Origin of the sequence: Rhodococcus koreensis, from assembly GCF_900105905.1 — a bacterium.
In the GTDB taxonomy this organism is placed as follows: Bacteria; Actinomycetota; Actinomycetes; order Mycobacteriales; family Mycobacteriaceae; genus Rhodococcus_F; species Rhodococcus_F koreensis.
Genome location: NZ_FNSV01000005.1, coordinates 5,956,081 through 5,974,496, shown reverse-complemented (window position 1 = coordinate 5,974,496; position 18,416 = coordinate 5,956,081). Strand labels below are relative to the sequence as shown.

The 18,416-nt window shown below is 67.4% G+C and carries 16 protein-coding genes; 10 read left to right on the top strand and 6 right to left on the bottom strand.

Annotated features, from left to right (window positions below; genetic code table 11):
• The first annotated feature begins 18 nt into the window (after positions 1 to 18).
• Together BLV94_RS31735 and BLV94_RS31730 are read left to right on the top strand one after the other, a co-directional pair.
• Positions 19 to 813, top strand: a complete 795-nt coding sequence (locus tag BLV94_RS31735; protein ID WP_072936894.1) for a 2-keto-4-pentenoate hydratase — start codon at positions 19 to 21, stop codon at positions 811 to 813.
• Positions 814 to 1,042: 229 nt separating this feature from the next.
• Entirely contained in the window at positions 1,043 to 1,339 is a 297-nt protein-coding gene (locus BLV94_RS31730; protein ID WP_072936893.1) for a WhiB family transcriptional regulator, read from the top strand.
• A gap of 130 nt (positions 1,340 to 1,469) precedes the next feature.
• On the opposite strand, the gene BLV94_RS31725 is transcribed toward BLV94_RS31730, so the two are convergent.
• The 4 genes from BLV94_RS31725 to BLV94_RS31710 form a co-directional block, all read right to left on the bottom strand.
• A complete protein-coding gene (locus tag BLV94_RS31725; protein ID WP_072936892.1) occupies positions 1,470 to 2,645 on the bottom strand; it encodes an NAD(P)-dependent malic enzyme in 1,176 nt (391 codons plus the stop codon).
• Between the two features lie 43 nt (positions 2,646 to 2,688).
• Positions 2,689 to 3,411 (bottom strand): SDR family NAD(P)-dependent oxidoreductase, encoded by a 723-nt coding sequence (locus tag BLV94_RS31720; protein ID WP_072936891.1) that lies wholly within the window; start codon positions 3,409 to 3,411, stop codon positions 2,689 to 2,691.
• 103 nt (positions 3,412 to 3,514) lie between these two features.
• Positions 3,515 to 4,765, bottom strand: a complete 1,251-nt coding sequence (locus BLV94_RS31715; RefSeq protein WP_072936890.1) for a bifunctional 3,4-dihydroxy-2-butanone-4-phosphate synthase/GTP cyclohydrolase II — start codon at positions 4,763 to 4,765, stop codon at positions 3,515 to 3,517.
• A 121-nt stretch (positions 4,766 to 4,886) separates the two neighbouring features.
• On the bottom strand, positions 4,887 to 6,224 hold the full coding sequence (locus BLV94_RS31710; protein WP_072936889.1) for an MFS transporter: 1,338 nt from the start codon (positions 6,222 to 6,224) through the stop codon (positions 4,887 to 4,889).
• A gap of 561 nt (positions 6,225 to 6,785) precedes the next feature.
• Here BLV94_RS31710 and BLV94_RS31705 point away from each other — a divergent pair.
• From BLV94_RS31705 to BLV94_RS31685, 5 genes are all read left to right on the top strand, one after another.
• Entirely contained in the window at positions 6,786 to 8,141 is a 1,356-nt protein-coding gene (locus BLV94_RS31705) for a flavin monoamine oxidase family protein (protein ID WP_072936888.1), read from the top strand.
• Positions 8,142 to 8,153: 12 nt separating this feature from the next.
• Positions 8,154 to 8,654 (top strand): flavin reductase family protein, encoded by a 501-nt coding sequence (locus BLV94_RS31700; protein WP_072936887.1) that lies wholly within the window; start codon positions 8,154 to 8,156, stop codon positions 8,652 to 8,654.
• A 46-nt stretch (positions 8,655 to 8,700) separates the two neighbouring features.
• Complete coding sequence (locus tag BLV94_RS31695) at positions 8,701 to 9,804, top strand: mandelate racemase/muconate lactonizing enzyme family protein (RefSeq protein ID WP_072936886.1); 1,104 nt, start codon at positions 8,701 to 8,703, stop codon at positions 9,802 to 9,804.
• A gap of 81 nt (positions 9,805 to 9,885) precedes the next feature.
• Positions 9,886 to 11,415: an aldehyde dehydrogenase (NADP(+)) gene (locus tag BLV94_RS31690; RefSeq protein WP_072936885.1), complete on the top strand. Its 1,530-nt coding sequence runs from the start codon at positions 9,886 to 9,888 to the stop codon at positions 11,413 to 11,415.
• 141 nt (positions 11,416 to 11,556) lie between these two features.
• Positions 11,557 to 12,360 (top strand): IclR family transcriptional regulator, encoded by an 804-nt coding sequence (locus tag BLV94_RS31685; protein ID WP_072936884.1) that lies wholly within the window; start codon positions 11,557 to 11,559, stop codon positions 12,358 to 12,360.
• 84 nt (positions 12,361 to 12,444) lie between these two features.
• Here BLV94_RS31685 and BLV94_RS31680 read toward each other — a convergent pair whose 3' ends face one another.
• Positions 12,445 to 13,827 (bottom strand): MFS transporter, encoded by a 1,383-nt coding sequence (locus tag BLV94_RS31680; RefSeq protein ID WP_083395740.1) that lies wholly within the window; start codon positions 13,825 to 13,827, stop codon positions 12,445 to 12,447.
• A gap of 495 nt (positions 13,828 to 14,322) precedes the next feature.
• On the opposite strand from BLV94_RS31680, the gene BLV94_RS31675 reads away from it, so the two are divergent.
• The 3 genes from BLV94_RS31675 (at position 14,323) to BLV94_RS31665 (ending at position 17,155) form a co-directional block, all read left to right on the top strand.
• Complete coding sequence (locus tag BLV94_RS31675) at positions 14,323 to 15,210, top strand: fumarylacetoacetate hydrolase family protein (protein ID WP_083395739.1); 888 nt, start codon at positions 14,323 to 14,325, stop codon at positions 15,208 to 15,210.
• 68 nt (positions 15,211 to 15,278) lie between these two features.
• Positions 15,279 to 16,358 (top strand): alcohol dehydrogenase family protein, encoded by a 1,080-nt coding sequence (locus BLV94_RS31670; protein WP_072936883.1) that lies wholly within the window; start codon positions 15,279 to 15,281, stop codon positions 16,356 to 16,358.
• 53 nt (positions 16,359 to 16,411) lie between these two features.
• A complete protein-coding gene (locus BLV94_RS31665) occupies positions 16,412 to 17,155 on the top strand; it encodes an HpcH/HpaI aldolase family protein (protein WP_241031347.1) in 744 nt (247 codons plus the stop codon).
• Between the two features lie 94 nt (positions 17,156 to 17,249).
• Here the strand turns inward: BLV94_RS31665 and BLV94_RS31660 are convergent, their stop codons facing one another.
• The gene (locus BLV94_RS31660) at positions 17,250 to 18,392 is read right to left on the bottom strand and encodes a mandelate racemase/muconate lactonizing enzyme family protein (RefSeq protein ID WP_244163714.1); all 1,143 of its coding nucleotides are present in this window, start codon (positions 18,390 to 18,392) and stop codon (positions 17,250 to 17,252) included.
• Positions 18,393 to 18,416: the final 24 nt, after the last annotated feature.

Sequence of the window (18,416 nt, the reverse complement as noted above, 5' to 3'; positions counted from 1 at the left end):
GACCCGACAAGGACACCCATGCAGACCACCGAACTCCACGACGTCGCGGCCACCCTGCGTACGGCACGCGTGAACGGGGCACCGATCACCGCGCCGACCAAGACCTGGCCCGCCCTCGACGCCGACTCCGCCTTCGCCGTCCAGCGCATCAACGTCGAACACGCCGTCGCAGGCGGTGACCGCCTGGTCGGATACAAGCTCGGCAACATCGCGAAGGTCATGCAGGAAGCCTTCGGCCTCGGCCAGCCCGACTACGGATTCCTGCTCGCCAGCATCTTCGCCTACGAAGGCACCACCCTCGAACGGGAAGACTACATCGAACCGTTCGTCGAACTCGAACCCGCATTCGTGCTGAAGAGCAGTCTGCACGGGCCCAACATCACGGTCGCCGACGTCATCAACGCCATCGACTACGCCGTGCCCGCCATCGAGATCATCGACTCCCGCGTCCAGGACTGGGCCATCGACCTCCCGGACACGCTGGCCGACAACGGATCCACCGGCGCGGTCATCCTCGGCGGCACCCCCCGCCGCATCACCGACCTCACCCTGCGCGACATGAACGGCTCCCTGCACTTCAACGGGCGCGAGGTCATCGCCGGCAACACCCGCAACATCCTCGGCAACCCCCTCGCCGCGGTCGCCTGGCTGGTCAACCGCCTCGCCGCCTACGACGTCGAGTTCCAGGCCGGCCAGGTCATCCTCCCCGGCAGCTGCCTGCAGGCAGTTCCCATGAACCAGGCCGGCCGCTGGGTCGGCGACTTCGAAGGCTTCGGCACCATCGAGTTCGACGTGTCCACCGCGACCAACTGACACCACGAAAAATCTTCGCGGGGAACATATTCCCTGCGGCAATACGTTCGTTCAGGAATCAGGAGCGCCTTCTTGACTGAACGAACTGCGCGGGTGCCTGACCTGATGTGTCGGCGTCAGGCACCCGCCCTCCACGTGCGCGACGCACCGCCGTACCGGCCACGCTTTGTCCCGGTTACGGCGGTGCGTTTGTCGTAGGAGTACCGAAACGTCGACCCCGGGAAACCGAATGACCATCACCGAGCATCCATCCGACCGTCCGTCCGGCTGGGACTGGCGACATGAGGGATCGTGCCGCGGAACCGACACCGCCACGTTCTTCTCGCCCGACGATCGCGAGCAGCGAACCGTCCGCACACGGCGCGAACGCCGCGCCAAACAGATCTGCCAGGACTGCCCCGTGCTCCGCGAATGCCGAACTCACGCCCTTACCGCCGCGGAACACCACGGCATCTGGGGCGGCATGTCCGAGACCGAACGCGCCCGCCTCGGCCGGCGGCGGCACACCCATCGGTGTGCCCCCTGACATCCACGGGCACGACGAACACCCCGTCCGAACCTGGGTGCGGGTTCGGACGGGGTGCGGGGGCGGCTCCGCCGCCCGTGCGTGGTTGACGAGTGCAGAGACTCCTTAACCACGCACGGGTGCGAAGCGCCTATCGCGCAGCGGCGGCGACTGCCTCCGCGACAGCGGGGGCCACGCGAGGATCGAGCGGGCTGGGAACGATCTTGTCCACAGCCAGCTCGTCACCGACGACCGAGAGGATCGCCTCGGCGGCGGCGAGTTTCATGCCCTCGGTGATGCGCCGGGCACCGGCATCGAGCGCGCCCTTGAACACACCGGGGAAGGCCAGCACATTGTTGATCTGGTTCGGGAAATCCGAGCGTCCGGTCGCGACGATCGCCGCGTGCCTGCGGGCGACGTCGGGGTGGATCTCCGGGTCCGGGTTCGACAACGCGAACACGATGGAGTTCTCCGCCATGGTCGCGATCAACTCCTCCGGGACGGTGCCCGCGGACACCCCGAGGAACACGTCCGCGCCGTCGAGGGCCTGGGCGACGCCACCGCGGCGACCGGCCGGGTTGGTGCGCGCGGCCAGATCCACCTTCACCGCGTTCAAATCCTGACGATCCACGGAGACGATGCCCTTCGAGTCGAGGACCGTCACGTCCGCGATCCCGGCGGCGAGCAGGATGTTCGCGCACGCCACACCGGCGGCGCCGGCACCGGAGATGACCACGCGCAACCCACGGATGTCCCGGTCCTGGACCTTGACCGCACCCTTCAGCGCAGCGAGGACGACGATGGCGGTGCCGTGCTGGTCGTCGTGCATGACCGGGCAGTCCAGGGCCTCGATGACGCGCTGTTCGATCTCGAAGCAACGCGGCGCGGAGATGTCCTCCAAATTCACGGCACCGAAGCTCGGGCGCAGCCGGATCAGGGTCTCGACGATCTCGTCGGGGTCCTGGGTGTCGAGGACCAGCGGGATGGAGTTCAGGCCCGCGAAGTTCTTGAACAGGGCCGACTTGCCCTCCATCACCGGAAGGGAGGCACGCGGGCCGATATCCCCGAGACCGAGGACCGCGGAACCGTCACTGACGACGACCACCAGGCGACTGGTCCAGGTGTAGCGGTCGGCGAGGGTCTCGTCGGCAGCGATGGCGCGGGAGACCTGCGCCACCCCCGGGGTGTAAGCGATCGACAGATCCCGCTGAGTGTCCAGCGGGGCGGTCAGCTCGACCGAGAGCTTGCCGCCGAGATGGCCGGCGAAGATCTCCTCGTCGGTCAGCTCGACCTTCTGCGGCGTGGTGGATTCGGACACGACAGTCACGGCTTCAACTCCAAAGGTGTTGGACGGAAACGGGGATGGGTTGTCAGTGCACGGCAGCCGGCAGGGCCGCGTGCGCGGTGAGAACCCTGCCGGACCAGCCGCCGTGGTGGACGGGGTCGGCGAGTAGGACGAGTGCGGTGTCGAAATCCGGTGCGCGGCGCTCGTCCGGGTGTTCGAGTGTCGGAAGTTCGTCGACCAAGCGGATGCTGGTGACCTGTACGCTGCAGGCGCCGAGGTCGCGCGCCGCCGCGACGGTGAAGGCCTCGATTGCGCCGTCGATCACCTGCCGGGCCAGCGTGGAATCGCCTGTTTCAGTGGCTGATCGGCCAATGCCGACGACGGTGACGATGGATCCCGCCCGGCCGCTTGTGTTCATCGACTGCATCGCCCGCCGCACGGTCGTGAAGACCATGCCGAGGTGAGCGTGGACGAATCGATGCCAGTCGTGGGGATGGATCGTCTCGAGTGACGTGCCGGTGGATTCGGGTCCGGGAATCCAGGCGGCGTGTACGACCGTGTCGACGTGGCCGTGGATGTCTTCGACGGTGGTGAAGAGCCGGTCGACCTCCCGGTCGATGGTGAGATCGGCGACGACGGCGGTCGCGCGGCCACCGCCGCTCGTGATGTCCCGGGCGATCCGTTCGGCCGCCTCCGGAGTGAAACTGTGTGCGACGACGTCGAATCCATGCTCGGCGAGAGTGCGGGCAGCGTGAGCACCCTCCGGGTGTTCGACACCGGTGACCAAGGCCGGCCTGCCGTGTCGCATGGGCGGGGTCTGCGGGTTCAATCGAGGGTCTCGGTGGTCGTCATCGGCATGTCGCCCTTTCGTGTCAGGCCCCGATGCGGGACCGGGTGGGTGACGCGGGGTATCAACCGAGCCGCTGGAGGGTGTGCCCCATGCGGTCGCGTTTGGTTGTCAAGTAGGACCGGTTGTAGGCGGTCGGTGAGGACTCGTGTGGGATCTGTTCGGCAACGGTGATGCCGTGGTCGCTCAGGGCCCGGACCTTGTCGGGGTTGTTCGTCATCAGCCGCACTCGGCCGACTCCCAGGTCGTCGAGGATTTCGCAGGCGACGCGGTAGTCGCGGCTGTCGACGGGCAGGCCGAGGCTGACGTTGGCGTCGATGGTGTCGAGGCCCTCGTGTTGCTGGAGTTCGTAGGCGCGCAGTTTGTGCCCCAGGCCGATTCCGCGGCCCTCGTGTCCGCGGAGATAGATCAGGATGCCGGCGCCGGCCTCGGCGATGGCGCTCATGGCGGATCGGAATTGGGGTCCGCAGTCGCAGCGCAGGGAGCCGGCGAGGTCACCGGTGATGCACTCGCTGTGCATCCGGACCAGCGGCGCGTCGGTCGTGGCCACGTCGCCCATCACCAAGGCCAGGTGCTCGACGCCGTCGCCGGGTGCCTGATAGGCCAGCGCGTCGAACGTGCCGACCTCGGTGGGCAGGGTGCTGCGACCGGACCGGAGAACGATGTCCCCGGGGCGTGCGGCACTCTGGCGGAGCGGGGTCACCGTTCCATCCGTGCGTGAGCGCCATGCGCGCAGTTCGGCGATGGAGATCATCGGGATCGAGTGCTGTGCGGCGAGTTGTTCGAGGTCGTCGCGTCGCATCATCTCCCGCCGATCGGGGGTGACGATCTCGCAGAGCAGGGCGGCGCCGCTGAGCCCGGCCATGCGGCACAAATCGACTCCGGCTTCGGTGTGCCCGGGGCGCTCGAGGACGCCGCCGGGCTTGGCGAGCAGCGGCATGACGTGGCCGGGCCGGGCGAGGTCGGCGGGCTGCAGGGCCGGGTCGGCCAGGGCCCGGATGGTGGCGCCGCGGTCGCCCGCACTGATTCCCGTGGTGGTGCCGTGCCGGTAGTCGACGCTGACCAGGAAGGCGGTGTTGTGGGCTTCGGTGTTGTCGGGGACCATCAGGTCGAGGCCGAGTGTGTCGGCGCGGGCCTCGTCGATGGCGACGCAGAGAAAGCCGGATGTGTGTTCGAGGAAGAACGCGACCGCATCGGTGCTCGCGTATTCGGCGGCCATGATCAGGTCGCCCTCGTTCTCGCGGTCTTCGTCGTCGACGACGAGGACCATTCCCTTGTTTGCCAGTGCGGTGACCGCGTCCGAGATGGTCGACATGATCGCTGGCTCCTTCCTTGGCGAACACACGGAGTGTGGTGGGACGTTCTGGGGGTCGAGGCGGAGTCACGGGGCTGACATCGTTGTCGGTCCGGCGACTCCGCGCTCGGGATCGGGGTGGTTACCGTTGGTGTGGAGCGGACGTTTCGCTGAGACTGCGGCCCATCGTTTCCGGGGCGAGGACCTGGGAGACCGACGCGCCGACGACGCAGATGCCGGCCGCGATGAGCATCGTGGTGCCCGCGCCGAGGTTGTGCATCGACCACGGCAGCAGGAACGTACCCAGACCGGCTCCGACGCGACTGAACGCGGTCGCGAAACCGGTTCCCAGGCCGCGGATCTCGGTCGGGAAGATCTCGCCCGGGTAGACACCCGTCAGCGCGGTGCACATGGCGTTGGCGAACGCGAAGACCAGGAAGCCGATGAGCACCAGCACCGGCGGTGCAGAGGTCCAGAGCCCGATCGCGGCCAGGACCGCGGCGCACACCCACTGCTGCGGGATGGTCAGCTTCCGGCGGCCGATCCGTTCGATGAGGATCACCGAGATGACGACACCGGCCAGTGCGAGGCCGTTGATCCCCAGGGCGCCGACGAGTCCGTCGCCGAGACCGTAGTCGGCGAGCACGCTGGCAGCGAACGTCGCGATCGCGAAATACGGTGCCACCACACAGAACCAGAAGACGGAGATGAAGATCGTCGCCCGCCGGTAGGACGGCGAGAACAGCATCCCGAACGTGCCCTTACGGGTCGGTTCGCTGGTGGTGTCGAGGACGTCGGCAGGGTCTTCGAGGTAGGTGTGGGCGATCTCGGTTGCCTCTTCGGTGCGGCCCTTGTTCATCAGCCAGCGCGGGGATTCGGGCATACCCAGCCGGGCCAGGAGCAGGATGACGGCGGGCAGGGTGCTCGAGCCGAGCACGATGCGCCAGTCCAGGGACCACACGGCTGTCATCAGGAAGCCGGCGACGAAGGCCGTCATGAATCCGAGGTACCAGGCGACCTCGGAGAAGGCCATCAGCCTGCCGCGCAACCGCCTGGGGGAGAACTCGGCGAGCAGTGGCCAGCCGACGGAGTAGTCGGCGCCGATCGCGATGCCCATCAGCAGCCGGACGAGGAAGAGGTGCCAGGCCGAGTCGACGAAGAATTGCAGGACCGAACCGACGGTGAAGATCAGCAGGTCGATCGTGAACAGCGGCTTGCGGCCGAGTTTGTCGGCGAGCCAGCCGCCGAGGGGGCCGCCGATGAAGATGCCGATCAGCGCGGACGCCCCGATGAGCCCCTCCCAGTACAGCGACATGCCGAGATCGAGGGTGATGGCACCGATGACGGTGCCGATGATGCCGAGGATGTAGCCGTCGATGAACATTCCGCCGGCGATCACACCGGTCAGCTTGACCAGGAAGCGCTTCTTGTCGACCGACTGCTGGTCGACGTCCACGAGTTCGTTGTTCGTGATGGTCATCGGCCCTCCTCGCTCGTGCGCGTCGACGTGGCGATCACGACCGACGACGGTGGGCAATCACCGTGCGCAGGGGCGGATAGGCGGGAAGCAGATGTTCGCACGTGATGTCACAACCTTCGTGAAGTGGTGCACGGCCGCGGAATCCGAGAGATCTCTGGCGACTGCGGGTCGTTGGGATGGGCTCGATCGCTGCAGCTCAGCCACGCTACGTGTTCATTAACTGAACGATGTGGTCAAAAGTGTGACATGGGACTCACGGCGCGTCAAGACCCGCTCCGAAACTCGCGATGGATGCCGACGCGACGCCTCACCATCGACACCAGCGGGCCTCACCTCGCCCTCGGCGTCATCTGCGGGTTCCCGTACCGCGGGGTGAACTCACCCGCACCCGGGCGGGCGCGGTCACGGGATCGATGCTCACACCACCACTCTTGACAGATTGTGATCTACAGCTCAGGATCATTGTCGATCTATATTGAACAACACGTTCACAATATGAACAGCAAGCGTTCGCAGGGGTCTGACGCCCTTCCCCTGAGTTCACGGCGGTGAGGAGACACCATGGCGGACAGCGCCCACCAGCATCAGGAAGCCGATGTCGTCGTTGTCGGCGGCGGCATCGCCGGGTTGATCACCGCCCGGGAGCTGTCCCGTACCGGACTGAGCGTGGTCGTGCTCGAGGCGCGCGACCGGCTCGGCGGACGGGTGTGGACCGACCACCGCCTCGGCAGGGACCTCGAGATCGGCGGCACCTGGATGCACTGGGTGCAGCCGCACGTGTGGGCCGAGATCACCCGATACGGACTCTCGGTGACCCGTGGCCCGCGCGCGGAGCAGGCGTACTGGCTCGCCGGCGACCGGGTCCGCACCGGAACACTCGAGCAGTTCATGGAATTGATCGATCCCGGAATGCGCCGGCTGCTCGCCGACACCATGAACATCGTCCCCCGGCCCGATCTGCCGCCCGCATCACCCGAGTTCGCGAACATCGACCGGTACAGCGTGCAGGACATGCTCGACCGGCTGCAGCTGAGCGAGGACGAATACCAGGCGAACGAGGCGGCCTGGGTCGGGCACTTCAACGGCCCACTCACCGAGGGGGCCTTCATCACCGCGTTGCGATGGACCGCCGCCACCGCGGGCTCGTGGCATCTGATGCACGAGGCGTCCGCGGTCTTCCGCCTCGCCGACGGCACCCAATCGCTGGTGGCGGCGATCGCCGCCGACACCACCGCGGAGCTGCGCACCGGCGCGGAGGTTTCCCGCATCGAACACGACACCGAACGCGCTCGCGTGCACCTGAGCGACGGCCAGGTGATCACGGCGCGTCGAGTGGTACTCACCGTGCCCCAGAACATTCTCGGCGACCTCGCCGTCACGCCACCGCTCAACGACGGCAAACTCGCCGCAAGCAGGGAGAAGGCCGCCTCCCAGGGCGTCAAGTGCTGGATCCGGGTGCGTGGCCCGATCGCCCCGTTCTTCGCGTACTCCTCCGCCGCCCACCCGCTGTCCGTCGTGCGCACCGAATACCTCGGCGACGACGATGCAGTTCTGGTTGCCTTCGGGGCCGACTCGACGCGGCTCGACCCCAACGACCGCGATGCCGTTCAGCGGGCGTTGACCGTCTGGCGGGACGATCTCGATGTCCTCGAGGTGACCGGACACGACTGGATGAGCGACCAGTACTCGCAGGAGACCTGGATGATGCACCGTCCGAACCAGGTCACTCGTTACCTGGGCGCGCAGCAGGCCACCGAAGGCGTTCTGCACTTCGCGAGCAGTGACATCGCGAATCTGTGGGCCGGATTCATCGACGGCGCCATCGAGAGCGCACTGCGCGCCGCACGGGACATCGCCACCGAACTGCACCCCGACCACTCCTCCTACACCGCTGCCGGGTCCGGCACCACGATCTGACAAGGAGCCACCATGCTTACCTCCACCATCGACCAGGCCCACTACCGCACCGTCATGGGACACCTGCCCACCGGCGTCGTCGCCCTCTCCGGCATCACCCCCGACGCCGAACACCCCTGCGGCCTCGTCGTCGGCACCTTCCAATCACTGTCCCTGGACCCACCCCTGGTCAGCTTCAGCGTCGCCCACACCTCCACCAGCTGGCCCAAGGTCCGCGCCGCCGGCCGACTCTGCGCCAGCATCCTCGCCGCCGGCCAGGAACCGATCTGCCGCGCCCTCTCCAGCAAACAACCCAACAAATTCGCCGACATCGACTGGACCCTGTCCCAGACCGGATCACCCCGAATCACCGGCGCCCACGCCTACGTCGACTGCGAAATCACCCACGAACTCGACGGCGGCGACCACACCATCGTCATCGCCCGCATCCTGCACATGGACACCGGACACGGCGAACCCCTCGTCTTCCACCAAGGCCGACTCGGCGGAATCCGGCAACTCACCGCCGCCTGACCCACAACTGGATACGCCTGACCGAGCCCACGAAAGAGGTAAAGCGTTGCGCATCGCCGAGATTCACGTGTATCAGATGGATCTGCCGTTCAGCGGCAAGGCCTACCGGATGTCCGAGGGCTCCTACACCGCCCTGGACTCGACGATCGTGCAGATCGTGTCCGATGCGGGTGTCTCCGGGTGGGGTGAGACGTGCCCGGTCAGCCCGACGTATGCGCCGGAGCACGCCCTGGGCGCGCGGGCGGCACTGAACCAGATGTCGGCGGGCCTGATCGGCATGCCGGTGACGGGTCCGCTGGCCGTGCGCCGCGCACTGGACCGGCTCCTCAACGGACACAACTACGCCAAAGCCGCGATCGACATCGCAATTCACGACCTGATCGGCAAGACTCACGGAATCCGCGTGTGCGACATGCTGGGTGGCGCGACCACCGATCGGGTGGACTCCTATTACGCGCTGTCCATCGGCGAGCCGGACGACGTCGCCCGGACCGCCGTCGAGAAGATCGCCGAGGGGTATCCGCGGCTGCAGATCAAGGTGGGCGGACGGCCGGTCGAGATCGACATCGAGACCGTTCGCAAGGTGTGGGAAGCAACCGGATGCACCCGCCTGTCCCTGGATGCCAACCGCGGACTGTATGCGCGCGACGTCCTGCGAATCGGCCGGGAGTGCGCCGACATTCCCTTCGTCTTCGAGCAGCCCTGCAACACGATGGAGGAGATCGCCGCGATTCGCGGCCAACTGCACCACGCGGTCTACCTCGACGAGAACACCGAGGATCTCGGCGACGTGCTCCGAGCGATCTCACTCGGCGTATGCGACGGATTCGGACTGAAGGTCACGCGACTGGGCGGTCTCGGTACCCTCGCGACCGTGAGGGATCTCTGCGAGGCACGTTCCATGCCCCACACGTGCGACGACTCCTGGGGAGGGGACATCATCGCGGCCGCGTGTGCCCACATCGGCTCGACGGTTCAGCCGCGCCTGCTCGAGGGCGTGTGGATTGCCGAGCCCTACATGGACATTCACTACGACTCGGACAACCCGGTCCGGATCGAAGGGGGGCGCATCCGGGTACCCACCGGCCCCGGTCTCGGCGTCGTCCCCGACGAAGGCGTCTTCGGCGAGCCGGTCGCATCCTTCGAATAGACAACCGCGAGCCCGACCCCCACACCCCGGCTGCGCCGCACCCGGCGCGAGCCTCGACTTCCGAAAGGGATCCCGCACTTCATGACTGACACCACGCATTCGATCGAACCGGACACCACCGACGCACAACTCGACCGCCTCCTCGACGCCGCGGCCGCCGCCGCACCGCTCTGGGAGGACCGCACCCCCCACGACCGCGCCGCTGTACTCGTCGCGATCGCCGACGCCCTCGAGGCGCACGCCGACGGGCTGGTCGCCGAGGCCATCATCGAAACCGGGCTTCCCCAGGCCAGATTGAGCGGGGAACTGAACCGGACCTGCGTGCAGTTGCGGATGTTCGCCGAGGAACTGATCGACGGCACCTTCCTCGACGTGATCATCGACCGCGCAGATCCCGACTTCGTCCTCGGCGCCCGCCCGGACCTGCGCCGGTACCAGATCCCCGTGGGCCCGGTCCTGGTCTTCGCCGCCAGCAACTTCCCCTTCGCGTTCTCCGTCGCCGGCACCGACACCGCCTCCGCGCTGGCCGCCGGCTGCCCGGTGGTGCTCAAGGCCCATCCCGGCCATCCCCGCACCTCCGCCGCCACCGCCGACGTCGTCGCCGGGGCACTGTCCGCCGCCGGCGCCCCCGACGGCACGTTCGCCCTGATCAGCGGTTTCCGGGCCGGCACCCGCGCCCTCGAGGACCCGCGGATCGCCGCAGCCGCCTTCACCGGGTCCGTCGCCGGTGGCCGCGCCCTGTTCGACATCGCCGCCGCCCGCCCCAACCCGATCCCCTTCTTCGGTGAACTCGGCAGCGTCAACCCGGCCGTCGTCACCGCCGGTGCCCTCGACGAGCGCGCCGAGGCGATCGCGTCCGGATTCGTCGGCTCGTTCACCCTCGGCGCCGGACAGTTCTGCACCAAGCCCGGCATCCTGCTGGTGCCCGCCGGATCGCCGATCACCGATCAGATCACCACCCTCGCCCAGCAGGTGCCCGCGGCGCGGATGCTCACCGCGAAGATCGCCGAGGGCTACCACAACCGGATCGAGGAGGCCGCCGCAGCACCCGGCGTCGAGGTCCTCGTCAAGGGCACCGCATCGACCGGCGAGAGCGGAGTCCCCGAGGTCACCCCGACACTGCTGCGCACCACAGCCGAACAGCTGGTCGCCCAGGCGGACACCCTGCTCGAGGAGAGCTTCGGCCCCGCCGCGATCATCGCCGAATACGGCACCGAAGACGAGGTGAACCGCGTCCTGAACGGTGTCGACGGCACCCTCACCGTCACCGTCCACACCCGCACCGAACCCACCCCCGACGAACGCGAGCAACTCCGCAGCCTCACCCGGATCGCCGCCACCCGCGCCGGCCGACTGGTGTTCAACGGCTGGCCGACCGGCGTCGCCGTCACCCCCGCCCAGCACCACGGCGGCCCCTACCCCGCCACCACCGCGGTCTCGCACACCTCGGTGGGCACCACCGCGATCCGCCGATTCCTGCGCCCGGTCACCTACCAGGACGCCCCGGAGGTGCTCCTGCCCGCACCGATCCAGGAGCGCAATCCCCTCGCGATCCCCCGCACGGTCAACTCCGCCGGCCAATCGTCCACCTGGGGCCGCGCCCAGTCCTGACAATCCAGGAGCGCGGTGTGCGCTCGACAGTTCCCACACTCTGCCGCCCCAGCGTTCACTATATGAACGCTGGGGCGGTAGAGTGGTCGTGCAAGCGCGTACCCGAGGATGTGGTGCGCACCGACACGACGAAGGGGTGGCATGAGCGAAGTACCCGAACCGACGGAGATGACGAACAAGTCGGTGACCAAAGCGGTTCGGCTGCTACGGGAGTTGGCCGCGCACCCGCGCACCGGTGCCACCGTGACCACGCTCGCGAAGGGGGTCGGGATCTCCCGGCCCACCGCGTTCCGTCTGCTCTACAGTCTCGAACGCACCGGGCTCGTCGACCGGATCGACAACAACTACATCCTCGGATGGGAAATGGCCCGGCTCGGGCGGCGCGCCGACCCGTACGCCGGCCTGGTCGCACGCGCCCAACCGCTGCTGCAGGAGTTGGCCGACAAGTTCAACGAATCGGTGACCCTGTCGGTGCCGAATTCGCACGACGGCCTGGACCTCATCGCCGAGGCCGCCGGCTCGCACGTGGTCGGGATCATGAGCCGCATGTCGACCCACATGGTCGGCCAGCAATATCCGCTGCATGCCAGCTCCACCGGCAAGGTACTGCTCGCCGAGATGCCGCTGGAGAAGGTGCTCGCGCTGCTGCCCGAGAAGCTCGAGGCGTACACGTCCCACACCATCACCGACCGTGCCGTTCTGCTCCGGGAACTCGACCAGGTCCGCGAGCAAGGGTTCGGCATCATCGACAACGAACTCGAAGAGGAACTGATTTCACTGTCCCGGCCGGTGCGGGATACCTCGGGCAGTCTGGTGGCGATCCTGACGCTCAACAGCCCCCGCTACCGCTTCGGGCGCGACCGCATCCCCGAAGCGCTCCAGCAGATGCAGGCCATCGTCGAGCGCCTCGTCGAGGTGTTCTGGCAGGACGCGGCAGGCGAATAGTCCCGCCCGACGGCCACACCGCGTGAAGCACCGGGAACCGGAGCCCTGGTACGGACTCCGGTTCCCGGTGCTGTGCGCGATCGGTCAGGTTCGAACGGGCCGACCGCCGCGCGGGGCCGAGGTTTCACTGAGGTTGCGGCCCATCGTTTCCGGGGCGAGGACCTGGGAAACCGCGGCACCGACGATGCAGATGCCCGCGGCGATGACCATCGTCACCCCACTTCCGAGGTTGTGCATCGACCACGGCAGCAGGAACGTGCCCAGACCCGCACCGACCCGGCTGAACGCGGTCGCGAAACCCGTACCGAGGCCGCGGATCTCGGTCGGGAAGATCTCACCCGGGTAGACCCCGGTCAGGGCGGTGGACATGGCGTTGGCGAACGCGAACACCAGGAAGCAAATCAAGACCACCGCGGGCGGGGCGGACGACCACAATCCGATGATCAGCAAGACCACAGCGCAGACCCACTGCTGCGGGATGGTCAGCTTCCGGCGGCCGACGCGTTCGATGAGCAGGACCGAGACCATGACACCGACCAGGGCGAGGCCGTTGACTCCGATGGCGCCGACGAGTCCGTCACCGAGCCCGTAGCCCTCCAGCACGCTGGCTGCGAACGTGGCGATCGCGAAATACGGTGCCACCGCACAGAACCAGAAGATCGAGATGAAGATCGTCGCCCGCCGGTAGGCCGGGGAGAACAGCATCCCGAACGTGCCCGAGCGGGTGCCCTCGTTGGCGATGTCGACGACATCGGACGGGTCCTCGAGGTAAGCGTGGGCGATCTCGGTGGCCTCTTCGGTGCGGCCCTTGTTCATCAGCCAGCGCGGTGACTCGGGCATACCCAGCCGGGCCAGGAACAGGATCACCGCCGGAACGGTGCTCGAGCCGAGCACGATGCGCCAGTCGAGGGACCACACGGTGGTCATCACGTAACCGATGACGAAGGCGAACATGAAGCCGACGTACCAGGCGACCTCACAGTAGGCCAGCAGCTTGCCGCGCAGCCTCCGCGGTGCGAATTCGGAAAGCAGTGGCCAACCGACCGAGTAGTCGGCGCCGATCGCGATGCCCATCAGCAACCGGACGACGAACAGTTGCCAGGCCGAGTCCACGAAGAACTGCAGGACGGATCCGAGGATGAAAATCGCCAGGTCGATCGCGAACAGTGGCTTGCGGCCCAGTTTGTCGGCCAGCCAGCCCCCCAGCGGGCCGCCGACGAAGATACCGATGAGCGCGGAGGCGCCGATGAGCCCCTCCCAGTACAGCGACATATTCAGGTCGAGGGTGATGGCACCGATGACGGTGCCGACGATGCCGAGGATGTAGCCGTCGATGAACATGCCACCGGCGATCACACCGGTCAGCTTGACCAGGAAGCGCTTCTTGTCGACCGGACCTTGATCGGCCTTCGTGCCGACGGGTCCGTCCTCATACTCTCCGACGGAATCCGTGTTGGTAATCGTCACCAGGTCACTCCTTGCTGGTGCGCGTCGACATGACAGCCGACGTGGACGGTGCGAATGCCGTCCGGGGCGGGGAAAGGCGGGGATGAAGTGTGCACGTGTGCCGGCGGTAGCAGTTCGACCACCAACATCACATTCGTTCAATAAGTGAACGTCACGCTCAAAATTGTGACATGGACCTCATGGGCCGTCAAGACCCCGTCTCGTCACAGCGGCGACCACCCGCGCCGACCCCGGGGCGGGCGCCGGGCCGACGAGGTATCACACGGCGGGCGCTCGACCGGATAGCGCACCTCAGGTACCGATTTCGACAGAAATGCACACGGAGCGCGCCCGCGCACCGGCCCGCGGCCAGGCCCCGCCGAGCGCGTCCCGGCCTTGACAAGCTGTGACCTGGGCCGCACTATCGTCAAACACGCACAATGAACGGACTGTTCAAATAGTGACGATCCGCATGCACCCGTTCCGGTCGCGGGAATCGAACACGCAGCACAGACGATGGGAGAGTTTCCGGTGCGGTTGATCAATTTCGATGGCCGCCTCCAGGTGTCGACGCGCAGCGGCCTCGTCGATGTCGAGGGGGAAAGCCACGGCTATTTTTCCTCCCATCCGCAGAAGATCTACGAGCGGTGGGCGGAGTTCGTCACCTGGTACACGGGCAACCGAGACAGGGTCACCCCGGCGCAACGCGGTGGGATCGACCCGGGTCGACTCGGTTCGCCGGTGCCGGCGCCGCGCCAGGTGTTCGCCGTCGGCCTGAACTATGCCGACCACGCGGCGGAGTCCGGTGTGGAACAGCCCGAGTCGCCGGTGATCTTCACCAAGTTCGCCTCGGCGATCTCCGGCCCGGTCACCACCGTGCCCCTTCCCTCGGACACGGTGGACTGGGAGGTCGAACTCGTGGTCGTGATCGGCCGAGGTGGCCGCAACATCCCGGCCGATCGGGCATGGGAGTCCGTCGCGGGATTGTCTGTCGGACAGGACCTGTCCGACCGCGGGCGACAGTTGGCCGGACCGGTTCCGCAGTTCAGTCTCGCCAAGTCGCATCGAGGGTTCGCCCCGATCGGGCCGGCGCTGGTGACGATCGACGAGTTCGCCGATCCGAACGATCTCACGCTCGAGACCCGCATCAACGGCGAGCTCGTCCAGTTCGGACGCACCGCGCAGATGATCTTCCCGGTGCCGGCGCTGATCGAGCACCTGTCGCACACCCTCGAGCTCTACCCCGGCGACGTGGTGTTCACCGGCACGCCCGCCGGCGTCGGGGTTGGCCGGACACCGCAGCGGTTCCTCGGCCCCGGCGACGTGCTGCGCAGCCGCATCACCGACATCGGCGAACTCACCCAGACGTTCGTCGCACGCGAACCGCTCGCCGCGCCGGTGTGACCGGGATACACCGGCCCACGAACACATCCGATCGAAATCCGAAGGAGCCAACCTTGCTGCCGGAACACATGACCGCAGTTCTCCTGACCGGCCACGGGGGACTCGACAAACTCGAGTACCGCACCGACGTCGCCGTCCCCCGACCAGATCGGGGTGAGGTGCTGATCGAGGTCGCCGCCGCCGGAATCAACAACACCGACATCAATACCCGCATCGGGTGGTATTCGAAGGCGATCGACTCCGACACGAGCTCTGGTGGCGCGAGCGGGTTCGAATCCGTCGACGACGACGATGCCAGCTGGTCGGGCACGACCCTGAAATTCCCCCGGATTCAGGGCGCGGACGTGTGTGGGCGCATCGTCGCGGTCGGTGACGGCGTCTCCCCCGACCGCGTCGGCGAACGGGTCCTCGTGCGCACCATGCTGCGCAGCTACGTCGACTACCGCCCGTACGAATGCTGGACGTTCGGCAGCGAATGCGACGGCGGCTTCGCGCAGTACGCGGTGGCTCCGGCCCGGGAAACCTTCGCGGTCGACTCCGAGTGGAGCGATGCCGAACTCGCGGCGCTACCGTGCGCCTACTCCACCGCCGAGAACATGCTGCACCGCGCCGCGGTCGGTGCCGAACGCGTGCTGATCACCGGCGCCTCGGGCGGTGTCGGACTCGCTGCGGTGCAACTCGCCAAACGCCGCGGCGCCACGGTGATCGCCGTCTGCTCGCCCGACAAGGCGTCCGAGGTGAAGGCGCAGGGCGCCGATCGGACCGTCGAGCGGGGAGTCGACCTGATCGGCGCGCTCGGTGCCGGCTCGGTGGATGTGGTGGTCGATCTCGTCGTCGGACCGCAGTGGCCTCAACTGCTCGACGTGTTGCGCACGGGTGGCCGCTACACGATCGCCGGTGCCATCGGTGGGCCGATCTCCGAGATCGACCTGCGCACGGTCTACCTCAGAGACCTCACGCTGTACGGGTGCACCTTCCAGGACGACGCCGTGTTCGAGAACCTCGTCGGATACATCGAGCGGAATGAAATCCGTCCGGTCGTCTCGGCCACCTATCCGTTGTCCGACATCGTTCGTGCGCAGGAGGATTTCCTCGCCAAGAAGCACATCGGAAAGCTTGTGCTGATTCCACCGACACCCCAGAAGTGACCGGCGGCGTTCACCGACCGCCGCCCGCAGATCCCCGAATGGAGTACCCCGCAATGACCTCGACCTCGACCGCGCCGTCACTCGGAGCGTGGCTGACGCTCGACTCCGTCTTCGCTGCCGAACTGATGGTTCGGACTGGATTCGATTGGGCCGTGATCGATTTGCAGCACGGCGCACTGGGAACCGACTCCGTCGTGCCCCTGCTCTCGGCGGTGCAGGGCGCTGGCGTCGAGGCCTGGGTGCGGACGCAGGCGACGAACTACGCACAAGCCAACTGGGCGCTCGACATGGGCGCCGACGTCGTCGTCGTCCCACAGATCGGGTCGGCCGCCCAAGCACGTGAGGCGGTCGGTTTCTGCCGCTACGCCCCCGAGGGACACCGCTCGTGGGGACCGGTTCGGGCAGCGTTGCGCCCGGCCTCGGCGCCCCGCCAGCGGGTCTACCTGATGATCGAGGACACGAACGGCCTGGCCGAAGCCGAAGCGATCTGCGCGACGCCCGGACTGGACGGGATCCTGATCGGCACGGCAGACCTCACCCTGTCGCTGGCCGGTTCCGCCTCGGACGTCCTGGGGGGAGCTGTTTTCGATGCCGTTCGCACAATCGTGGAGGCGTGCACCCGCCACGGACTGGACGTCGCCGCCTACGGGGGAAGTCAGGAAATGACGACGGCGTGCGCCGAGAACGGAATCCGGACCGTCGCTCTCGCCGCGGACTACGAGCTGCTTCACGAAGGCGCGCAGGCGGCCTTGGCGCTGGCACGCGGCACATTCGCAGCCGAGGGTGTCCGCCTCTGACCTCGTGTTGCCGTGACGGTGTGGGTGCCGGAACAGATACGCCGCGTCGGGGTGAGTCGCAAGACTCACCCCGACGCGGCTTTTCGGTGTTACCTCAGTCGCTCCACACGGCAACCGGGTCGCCGAGCACCGACTCGTCGACCTCGATCCCGAGTCCGGGAGCGTTCGGGGGCAGGATGCCGCCGTCCTCGGTCAGCACGTCGAACCTCGCGGTCGGCAGCGTCACCATGTCCTCGCAATTGAGGACGCAGCGCAGCGTGCGCGGCGGGACGGTGGCGCCGAGTTGCACGATCGCCGCGAACGCGATGGACGAGCCGACCGTGTCCTGCACGCTGACGGTCATCCCCGCGGCGCGCGCGATGTCGCGGTGACGACGGCCGCGGGTCAGACCACCGGCCTTGGAGATCTTCAGTCCGATGCCGTCGGCGACGTCGTGCGCCGAAGCGAACGCGATGTCCTCGTCCTGCTGGGCGAGTTCGTCGACGATGATCGGGTACTGGCAGCGCTGGCGGAGCGAGATCATCTCCCGCCATGTGGCGCAGGGGGCCTCGAGCACGAAGTCCAGACCGGGCGGCAGCATCCGGAGCATCCGCAGCGCGGTCTCCGGCAACAGTCCACCGTTCGCGTCGACCAGGAAGAACTCCCCGGGTTGCTTGTCGGCCAGGGAGGCGGCGATCCGCTCCGCATCGAGCGCGGGCCCACCCTCGCTGTCGAGTGCGCCGATCTTGATGGAGTGGCCGCGGTATCCCTTGGCACGGTGATCGGCGACGCGGCGGCGCATTTCCTCCGGTTCACCGGCGTAGATCGAGGAGATCATCGACATGGGAACACCGGTCGAACCGCCGAGGAGTTCGGCGACCGGAAGTCCGACGGACTTGCCGAAGACGTCCCAGCACGCGACGTCGAGGGCGGTCTTGGCGTGGTTGTGGCCGACGAGTGCCTCGTCCATCGCGTCGTTGATCCGGTCGACCTGACGTGGGTCCCGGCCGAGCAGGTGGGGTGCGATCTCCGCGATCCCGGCGCGAGTGCCGAGAGCATGGGAGGCGATGTAGGTGGAGCCGAACGGTGTGCTCTCGCCCCAACCCTGCTGGCCGTCATCGGTGGTGATGCGGACGATGGAGGCATCGAACGAGGTGTACGAACGGCCGCCCGAGAGTAGATAGACACCGCCCGAGTACGGCAAGTCCACCTGGAAGAGTTCGATCTGCGCGATCTTCACCTGTTCTCCTTCGTTCATCTGTTCTCGTGTGTGCCGGGCCGA

What these genes read in the sequence shown, in the direction of transcription:
- BLV94_RS31735 (WP_072936894.1), top strand. Translation starts at nt 19, where the DNA reads ATGCAGACCACCGAACTCCACGACGTCGCGGCCACCCTGCGTACGGCA.
- BLV94_RS31730 (WP_072936893.1), top strand. Translation starts at nt 1,043, where the DNA reads ATGACCATCACCGAGCATCCATCCGACCGTCCGTCCGGCTGGGACTGG.
- BLV94_RS31720 (WP_072936891.1), bottom strand. Translation starts at nt 3,411, where the DNA reads ATGCGACACGGCAGGCCGGCCTTGGTCACCGGTGTCGAACACCCGGAG.
- BLV94_RS31715 (WP_072936890.1), bottom strand. Translation starts at nt 4,765, where the DNA reads ATGTCGACCATCTCGGACGCGGTCACCGCACTGGCAAACAAGGGAATG.
- BLV94_RS31710 (WP_072936889.1), bottom strand. Translation starts at nt 6,224, where the DNA reads ATGACCATCACGAACAACGAACTCGTGGACGTCGACCAGCAGTCGGTC.
- BLV94_RS31705 (WP_072936888.1), top strand. Translation starts at nt 6,786, where the DNA reads ATGGCGGACAGCGCCCACCAGCATCAGGAAGCCGATGTCGTCGTTGTC.
- BLV94_RS31700 (WP_072936887.1), top strand. Translation starts at nt 8,154, where the DNA reads ATGCTTACCTCCACCATCGACCAGGCCCACTACCGCACCGTCATGGGA.
- BLV94_RS31690 (WP_072936885.1), top strand. Translation starts at nt 9,886, where the DNA reads ATGACTGACACCACGCATTCGATCGAACCGGACACCACCGACGCACAA.
- BLV94_RS31685 (WP_072936884.1), top strand. Translation starts at nt 11,557, where the DNA reads ATGAGCGAAGTACCCGAACCGACGGAGATGACGAACAAGTCGGTGACC.
- BLV94_RS31675 (WP_083395739.1), top strand. Translation starts at nt 14,323, where the DNA reads ATGGGAGAGTTTCCGGTGCGGTTGATCAATTTCGATGGCCGCCTCCAG.
- BLV94_RS31670 (WP_072936883.1), top strand. Translation starts at nt 15,279, where the DNA reads ATGACCGCAGTTCTCCTGACCGGCCACGGGGGACTCGACAAACTCGAG.
- BLV94_RS31665 (WP_241031347.1), top strand. Translation starts at nt 16,412, where the DNA reads ATGACCTCGACCTCGACCGCGCCGTCACTCGGAGCGTGGCTGACGCTC.
- BLV94_RS31660 (WP_244163714.1), bottom strand. Translation starts at nt 18,392, where the DNA reads ATGAACGAAGGAGAACAGGTGAAGATCGCGCAGATCGAACTCTTCCAG.